The sequence below is a fragment of the Streptomyces sp. UH6 genome (genome assembly GCF_013421635.1).
Lineage (GTDB): Bacteria > Actinomycetota > Actinomycetes > Streptomycetales > Streptomycetaceae > Streptomyces > Streptomyces abyssomicinicus.
Map to the genome: position 1 here is coordinate 1 of NZ_JACADT010001030.1, position 1966 is coordinate 1966.

3 protein-coding genes are annotated in these 1966 nt (G+C 73.6%); 1 reads left to right on the forward strand and 2 read right to left on the reverse strand.

Annotated features, from left to right (window positions below; all coding sequences use genetic code 11):
* Both HW445_RS28805 and HW445_RS28810 read right to left on the reverse strand, forming a co-directional pair.
* A partial coding sequence (locus HW445_RS28805; RefSeq protein WP_180223780.1) for an ABC transporter ATP-binding protein occupies positions 1–660 on the reverse strand: 660 nt, incomplete at its 3' end.
* Positions 657–1190 carry a PadR family transcriptional regulator gene (locus tag HW445_RS28810; protein WP_180223781.1) on the reverse strand — a complete coding sequence of 178 codons (534 nt, stop codon included), beginning with the start codon at positions 1188–1190 and terminating at the stop codon, positions 657–659. The genes HW445_RS28810 and HW445_RS28805, both read right to left, overlap by 4 nt.
* 149 nt (positions 1191–1339) lie before the next feature.
* Here HW445_RS28810 and HW445_RS28815 point away from each other — a divergent pair.
* Positions 1340–1966 (forward strand): 5-oxoprolinase subunit PxpA (locus tag HW445_RS28815; RefSeq protein ID WP_308800093.1); only part of this gene is annotated, 627 nt, incomplete at its 3' end.

Sequence of the window (1966 nt, forward strand, 5' to 3'; positions counted from 1 at the left end):
GCCGTCGGCCAGCCGGATCTCGCGGTCCGCGTACGCGGCCACCCGGGCGTCGTGCGTGATCAGCAGAACGGAGGCGCCCGAGGAACGGACGGCGGAGACGAATTCCGACATCACCCGCTCGCCCGCGAGGGAGTCGAGCGCCCCGGTCGGCTCGTCGGCGAAGACCACGCGCGGGCCGGTGACCAGCGCACGGGCCAGCGCGCCGCGCTGGGCCTGGCCGCCGCTGACCTCACCCGGGCGGGCGTCGCCGCGGTCACCCACGCCGAACCGGTCCAGCCACTCGCCGGCCCGGGCGCGCGCCTCACGCCGGGAGGTCCCGGCCAGCATCAGCGGCAGGGCCACGTTGTCGGTGAGCGTGAGTTCGGGGATCAGCTGCCCGAACTGGAACACCACGCCGAAGTCGGTGCGGCGCAGCGCGCTGAGCCGGTCCTCGGGGCAGGTGTCGATCCGCAGGCCCTCGTAGTGGACGCTGCCGCCGTCGGGCCGGACGATGCCCGCCATGCAGTGCAGCAGGGTGGACTTGCCGCTGCCGCTGGGCCCGGTGACGGCGAGGATCTCGCCGGCCCGGAGTTCGGCCGAGGCGCCGCGCAGCGCGTCGGTGCGGCCGTGGGTCTTGACGAGGTCTCGGGCCGCGAGCAGCGGACCTGTGGTGGTGCTCATCGTGAGGTGACCTCCGCGGTCAGGGTGGCGAGCCGGTCCGCTGTGGTGTTCATCCAGCGGAGGTCGGCGTCCAGGTGGCTGAGGGCGTGGTCGGCCGAGAGAACGGTCGCGAGGTCGGCCCCGGGAGTGGTCTTGACCTTGGTGAGCTCCCGCATCCGCGTCATGTGGGCGGCGCGCTGGTCGTGCAGGTAGGCGGCCGGGTCCCCGCCGGCCAGGATGGCGACGACGACCTTGGTGAAGATCTCGTTGCTCACGAAGGGCGCGGGCGGGGCCGCCTCCGAGGCCCAGCGGGCGAGTTCGCGTTCGCCGTCGTCCGTCGAGCGGTACACGGTCCGCTCCGGGCCGCCGTCGGAGTCGGTTCCCTCGATCTTGGCGAGTCCGTCGCGGACCAGCCGCTGGAGCGTCGTGTACACCTGCCCGTACGCCAGGGGACGGGCCTGCGGGAACCTCTCGTCGTGCCTCCTCTTCAGGTCGTAGCCATGGCTCGGCCCCGAGGAGAGGAGGCCCAGCAGGATGTGACGGGTGCTCATACGGAGCAGTATGCACCACGTACATGTACTGAGTGAATAGTCGTCCGTCGACGCCTGGCCGACGCCTGGCCGACGCCTGGCCGACGCCTGGTGTTGAGCCGGGCCGGGCGACGTGGAAGCGTGATGGCCGCCGACCGGACCGGAGAAGGGTGAATCCCGTGCGCATCGACCTCAACGCCGACCTCGCCGAGGGCTTCGGGCGATGGGAACTCGGGGACGACGACGCACTGCTGACCGTCGTGACCAGCGCGAACGTGGCGTGCGGTTTCCACGCGGGCGACCCCACGGTGATCCGCCGGGCCTGCGAGCGGGCCGCCGCCGAGGGCGTCGCCGTGGGCGCGCAGGTGGGGTACCGGGACCTGGCCGGTTTCGGTCGGCGGTTCGTCGACATGGAGCCGCGGGAGCTGGCGGACGACGTGCTCTACCAGATCGGCGCGCTGGACGCCCTCGCGCGCGCCTCGGGCACCGGCGTGCGGTACGTGAAGCCGCACGGCGCGCTGTACAACGCGATCGTCCACCACGAGGCGCAGGCCGCGGCCGTGGTGGCGGCGGTGCGGGACTGGGACCCGGGGTGCGCGGTGCTGGGGCTGCCCGGATCGCGGTGGTTGGCCCTGGCCGAGGCGGCGGGGCTCCGGGTGTTCCGGGAGGCGTTCGCGGACCGGGCGTACACCCCGGAGGGGACGCTGGTCCCGCGACGCGAGCCGGGGGCGGTGCTGCACGATCCGGAGGAGATCGCCGAACGGTGCGTGCGGATGGCGCTGGGCGAGCCGGTGGCC